We start from the raw sequence: 5,850 nt of genomic DNA, 5'->3' as shown, positions 1-5,850 counted from the left end.
GTCGGCCTGCTCCAGCGCGGTGCGCGCGGCCTCCCGGGCGGTCCGGGCCGCGTGCGCCTGCTCGGCCAGCGTCGCGACGGCGCCGGGCGGGTAGTCCTCGCGCCAGGTCGTGAGCTTCCAGGTGAGCGCACCGTCGGCGGACAGCTTGGCGGCCAGCGCTTCGAGCCGCCGCTGCCGCTCGGTGTGCCGCCGCGCCACGGCTTCCCGCTCGGCGTCCGCGGCTTCTTCGTCGTACATCGCGGGGTTCGGCGGCACCAGGAACTCGACGCCGGGCGCGGCACTTTCACGTGAAAGTGCCGCCTCGGTCGTGCCCACGGCGATGATGGAGCTGGGGAGGAGGCGCCGCTTCGTCAGGACTTCGCGGGCGCGATCGGCGTGCGCGGCGTCGTTGAGCAGGACGCCGGACACCAGCTGCGGCAGGCTTTCCAGGACTTCGGACCGCCGTGTGGCGTCCAGTTTGGACAGATAACGCCAGCCGGACCACGCCGTGATCCCGGCTTCCTCCAGCGCGTCCAGCGCGGCTTGGACGTCTTCGGGCGGCGGGAGCAGCCCGCCGGACCCCAGCGCCGTGAGCGCGCGTTCGTCCGCGGACTCTTCCATCCGCAGCGCGGTCTGCTCCTTCTCGACGGCCGCGCTCGCTTCGCGCAGCCGTTCCAGCAGCACCGGCAGGTCGCTTTCCAGGGCGACGTCGTCCGCGCCGAGCAGCTCGACGAGCCGGCCTTCGGCGGCGAGCGCGTCGGTCCGGCGGTGGGCCCGGTCGAGGTCCTCGGTGGCGCGCTCGAAGCGGTCCTGGGTGGTGCCGGCGAGCTGGTGGGCCTCGTTCACGGCCCGTTGCGCCGCTTGGAGATCCGTCGCGACGCGGTCCAGTTCCTGCTCGCGCCGGGTCAGTTCGGCCGTCGCCGACTCGGCCGCGGAACGAGCGGCCCGTGACGCGTCGGCGACGTCGGCACCCGACGGCAGGAGCCCGGCCCGCACCGCGTTCTGGACCTCTTCGCGCAGCTCGGTGATCCGCGTGGTCAGCCCGCGCGCCTCGGCCCGGCGGGCGGCCGCGAGGTTGGCGGCTTCGTCGCGTTCGGTCTGCGCCTTCTCGGCTTCGGCGCGCAACGCACCCGCGTGCGCCTCGGCCTTGTCCGCCTGCCGCTGGGCGTCCTGCGCCAGCGCGTGCAGCCCGCGGGCGAGCGCGGACGCGGCGTCGTTGCGCGCCTTCAAGGCGGGCCGCGCCTTCTCCTCCCGGTTGCCGACGAGTTCCCGCAGGTCCTTCGCCTTGCGCGCCGCGTTCAAGGAGTTGAGCACGGTCGCCGTCTCGCGCCAGGCTTCGGCTTCGGTCTTCGCCGCGGCCAGTTCGGCGTCGACACGCTTGCGGGCCTCCTGGGCCTCGTCGAGGCGCAGCACGGCGACCTGGCGGCGCAGCTCCGTGACGGCCGCGGCGAGCCGCCGGTGGTCGCCCTCGGCGAGCTTCTCGGCGGACTTGACCTCGGTGACGTGGTCTTCGAGCCCGGCCAGCCGCGCGTTCTCGAGCTCGTCCCGCGCGACGACGCGGGCGGCGAGCGCGGCCATGTCGGCCTTCGCGGCCGCGGCGATCTTCCGCGACTCCGCGGCGACGCCTTCTTCGGCGGCCAGCGGGCCGAGCAGCTCCAGGGCGCCCGCGACGAAGTCCCGCTCCGACAGCAGGTCCCCGCGCTGGGCCAGGTTGTGCGCGTAGGTCGCGACGACCTCGGCGAGGTCCTTCGGCTCGTCCTCGGCGATCACCGCGCGCAGCAGGAACTCGACGAACGCGTCGTCGGTGCCGAAGGCGAACGCGTCCGCCGCCTCGCCTTCGCCGGCGTTCATCGCGCGCTGGTACCGGAACAGCTCGGTGTCGAGGCCCAGGGAGTCCAGGCGGCCGGTCCACTCGTGGTGGCGGCGGGTCCAGGACAGCTCCAGCTCCGGCTCGGCCAGCTGCGCGGCCGTGAGCTTGTCGTGGAAGCCGGACATCGTGAGCAGCCGGCCGTCCTGCGTCATCGGCAGGAAATCGAGCCCCAGCGCCGGCGTCGGGCGGAAGCAGTACCAGGAGTCGACGAGGTTCTCGGAGTCGGCGGACACGACGTGCCCGCGCCACTCGGACACCTTGCCCGTGATGATCCGGTGGCCGCTCTCGACGTGCAGCCACTCCAGCACGACGTGCGAAACGTCCTTGGCGGCGACGAACTTCTCGAGGACCTTCGTGCTGGTGGTGCCGACGACCTGGCGACGGCCGGGCAGCATCACCGAGAAGATCAGCTTGATGAGCACGGACTTGCCGCCGCCGTTCTCCAGGAACAGCACGCTCGCCGGCGACGGGCGGCGCAGCTCGGCGGGCCCGGTCGCGTGGATGCCGGCGCTGAACAGCGCGTCCTGCTGCGGCGCGGTGATCTTGGCGCCGACGCCGCTGAAGTCGAGCACGACGTCCTGGTAGCGGGCACCCGCCGGGCCCACCGAATGCAGGCGGACCCGCGAAAGCTCGTACATCTACTCCCCTTTTACAGCGTGTCCGAGGCCGCCGCGCGCAGCGTGCCCCCGGCGTTCGCGACCGCGACGACGTCGAGCGCGAGCAAGTCGTCGAAGGCGGCGTCGGCCGCGAGCTCGCGGACCTGGATCTGGTAGCGCGGCGTGGTCCGGTAGGTGCCGCCCTGCTCGTCGCTCACCGGGACCAGGAAGCCCTGGTCGGCGAGGAAGCGCAGGGCGCGGCTCACCATGCCGCGGGTGGTGTCGGCGGCGAGGCGCCCGTCCTTGGTGGCCGCGGCCGCGGGACGCCTCGCGTAGGCGCGCCACGCCTGTTCCAGCTCGGGCGCGTCGGCCAGCGGGTCGTTGTTGGCTTCGGCCGCCGCGGCGCGTTCGTCGAGGATGCGGGCGGCCTCGCGGACCATCGCGTCGACCTGCTCGACGCTGACGCGGCCGATGTAGGTGTCGTTGGCCAGGTCGTCGGGACGCGGGTAGCCGAGCGCGGCGGTGGCGAGGTGAATCAGGCCGTGCAGGACCTTCTCCGTCTCGCGGCGCTCGCGGATCTTGGCCTGCCGGGCGTAGGAGTCCATCTTGATCTCGAAGACGGACTCGTCGGTGGCCGCCAGCACCGCGCCTGCCTGCTGGTTGACCTCGAGGACCATGAGCCCGAGCCCGGCGGCGACGGCGTGGGTGAGCGCCTTGAACGCGTTGTCCTCGCCGTAGCGGCGCACGAGGTCGCCGTAGACGACGTCACGCGCGGGCAGCTGCTTCGGCCGCATGCCGAACGCGACCAGCCGGGCCGCCGCTTCGGCGTCCACGCTGCTGTGGGACAGCGCCATTACGCGACTTCCTCTTCTTCGTCGGCCCGCTCTACGGCGGCGGTGAACAGGAGCAGGTCGGCGCCGCCGAAGTCCGGGTCGTCCAGGAGGGTGCCGTCGTCGACGGCGAGCAGCACCTGGCGGTCGCCCTGGCGGCGAGCCGCGCCGACCCCGGGACTGTAGGCGTGGACCGCGCGCAGCGCGACCAGGGCGGCGAGCCCGGGCCGCCGGCTGCGGCGGGCCTCTTCGAGCAGCCCGGACAGCCGTCGCGGCACCTCGGGCAGGTCGAGCAGCTCGTCGGCGGCGCGCCAGACGTCGTCGCCGAACTTGTCGGTGACCTCGGCGGGCATCAGCTCGGGCTCGGGGACCTCGCCGATCAGCTGGTCGCGCTCGGGCGCGGGCCGCAGGAGCAGCGAGACCAGCGAAGACAGCGAGGGCACGACCGGCGGCGCGATCCCGGCGACGGCGTGGAAGAAGTGCTCGGCCGGGGCGACGGCGTCGGCCAGCGGGAGGCCCAGTGTCGGCACGAGGAGCTGGCCGAAGAGGTCGAGGGTGGCGCGCTGGGGCGGGCCGGAGAACTGCTGGCGGTCCTGCTCGGCGCGGAACACCGCGCCCGCGTCGGCGAGCCGGGACTGCAGGCGGGTGTGGCGGCGGATGCAGTCGGCGACGATGTCGACGAGCTCGGCGGCGCGGCGCTTGCGGTCGAGGTCCTCGGTCTCGTCGCGGGCGGTGGTGATGTTCTTGAGGATGGCGTTCTCGGCGCGGAACCGGGTTTCGATGTGGCTCAGCGCGCTGTCCAGCAGCTCCGGCACCTCGCGTTCCCAGTCGACCGACCGGACGTCGCGGCGGGTCGCGTCGAGCTTCGCGCGCAGGGTCTCGCCGTACTGGACGGTCCGGTAGCGGGCCTGCTCGGCGGCCAGCTTCGCGTCGGCCAGGCGGCCGCGGTTGATGAGGTTCTCGAGCTTGACCTCGGCGGCGATCTGGGCCGACTCGACGTCGGTGTCGAGGGCACCGACCAGGACGTTGATGGCCTCGTCGGTGGCGCGCAGGTAGACCTCGCCGTCGCGGGCGGCCAGCTCGACGAGCAGCTTGAAGTCGAACTGGCGGCGCTGGTAGCCGCCCGGGCCCATCGAGCCGTAGACGCGCCGGAAGCCCCGTTCGGTGGTGCCGACGTTGATCAGGTTGTCCAGCACCCACTTGGCCACGCGGACGTGCTCCTCGGGCATCCGCGACGGCGCCTGGGCCGCGATGAAGGGCAGCAGCCGGTCGATGACCTCGTCGTGGCCGGCGCCGGTGTCGAAGTCCATCGCGATGGTGACCTGGTCGATCGTGTGCAGCGCGATCTCGGCCATCTGGTAGACCGTGGCGTCGGCCCAGTCGAGCTTCGCCTTGCGCGCGTCCAGGTCGTGCAGCGGCGCGGTGCAGGCCAGCGCCTTGAGGCGGCGCGTCAGCCCCTCGTCGGCCAGTCCGGTAGCCCCCGTGTCGTCTCGCACAGCAGGCCAGGCTAGTCGGCCACCCTCTGCGCACGCGCGGGTGACAGGCTAACGTCCCCCTCATGCGTGAGATGAGCCGTTCAGAGTGGTGGCAGTTCGCTTCGGAAGGCACCCGCACGGGCATGCTGGGCCTGGTCAGGAAGGACGGCTCCCCGATCGTGACGCCGGTCTGGTTCCTGCTGAACGAGGGCCCGGACGGCGACGAGCTGATCTTCACCACCGGCACCGAGACGCTGAAAGGCAAGGCCATCGCCCGCGACGGCCGCGTTTCCCTCGCCGTCGACGACCAGAAACCGCCGTATTCGTACGTCCAGTTCACCGCCGAGGCGCGGCTCACCCACGACTTCGACGACATGCTGGCGTGGGCGACTAAGCTGGGCGGCCGGTACATGGGCGCCGAGCGCGCCGAGGAGTACGGCAAGCGCAACGCCGTGCCCGAAGAATCCCTCGTCCGGGCGAAGATCACCAAGGTGATCGCGCGGGCCGACATCGCCGGTTGAACGTCGTTCGCGGGTAGCATGGCCCCCGGGGGTGGGGGTATGCCATCAGGGGACAGACGCGACGCCGTCAAGGCGATGGTGCGGGCCGGCCAGCGGGAGCTCGTGGCCGAACTCGAACGCCTCGACGGCGAAGCCCGCTTCGGCCGCTCCGGCCGGGCACGGCTGCTGGAGAACGGCGCGGTTTTCGAGCGCGCCTGCGTCGTCGTCGCCGAGGGCGGTGAGACCGTCGGGCTGACCGTCGCCATCCACCCGCGCAACCCGTACGTCCCGGCGTTCCACGCCCGGTTCCGGTACTGCGACTACGCGGGGTCGTGGTGGTTCGCCGGCGCGGTGGACCTGCTGCCCTGCTACGGCTTCGCCGAGGACGCGGCGCACTTCCACCGGACGCTCAAGACGTGCTGCGACACCCTCGACCCGGCGTTCCACGCGCAGGCGAAACGCGCCTGCGACGACCTCTACCGGCTGCCCCACCACGACGAGCCGCGCGGGATCGGCGGCATCGCGTTCGACCACCTGCGCCCGCCGGGCCCCGACGGCTGGCGGCGCGCGGCCGCGTTCACCGCGGCGGGCATCGCCGCC

The 5,850-nt window shown here is 72.9% G+C and carries 4 protein-coding genes and 1 pseudogene; 2 read left to right on the top strand and 3 right to left on the bottom strand.

What is annotated here, in order from left to right; all coding sequences use genetic code 11:
• The 3 genes and pseudogenes from G3I65_RS18300 to G3I65_RS18290 form a co-directional block, all read right to left on the bottom strand.
• Positions 1 to 2,487, bottom strand: a pseudogene (locus G3I65_RS18300) (hypothetical protein); the annotation flags it as partial.
• An 11-nt stretch (positions 2,488 to 2,498) separates the two neighbouring features.
• Positions 2,499 to 3,299 carry a hypothetical protein gene (locus G3I65_RS18295; protein WP_160697187.1) on the bottom strand — a complete coding sequence of 267 codons (801 nt, stop codon included), beginning with the start codon at positions 3,297 to 3,299 and terminating at the stop codon, positions 2,499 to 2,501.
• The gene (locus G3I65_RS18290; protein WP_160697186.1) at positions 3,299 to 4,771 is read right to left on the bottom strand and encodes a hypothetical protein; all 1,473 of its coding nucleotides are present in this window, start codon (positions 4,769 to 4,771) and stop codon (positions 3,299 to 3,301) included. Before G3I65_RS18290 ends, G3I65_RS18295 begins: the two co-directional genes overlap by 1 nt.
• Before the next feature lie 62 nt (positions 4,772 to 4,833).
• Between G3I65_RS18290 and G3I65_RS18285 the strand changes: the two genes are divergently transcribed.
• Both G3I65_RS18285 and G3I65_RS18280 read left to right on the top strand, forming a co-directional pair.
• Complete coding sequence (locus tag G3I65_RS18285) at positions 4,834 to 5,271, top strand: PPOX class F420-dependent oxidoreductase (RefSeq protein ID WP_160697185.1); 438 nt, start codon at positions 4,834 to 4,836, stop codon at positions 5,269 to 5,271.
• 39 nt (positions 5,272 to 5,310) lie between these two features.
• Positions 5,311 to 5,850: coproporphyrinogen III oxidase (locus tag G3I65_RS18280; RefSeq protein WP_160697184.1), on the top strand; the 540-nt coding region annotated here is incomplete at its 3' end.

This window comes from Amycolatopsis sp. SID8362 (assembly GCF_010550475.1).
In the GTDB taxonomy this organism is placed as follows: Bacteria; Actinomycetota; Actinomycetes; order Mycobacteriales; family Pseudonocardiaceae; genus Amycolatopsis; species Amycolatopsis eburnea.
The sequence above is the reverse complement of the archived record's forward strand: the minus strand, read 5'-3'. Positions and strand labels throughout refer to the sequence as shown.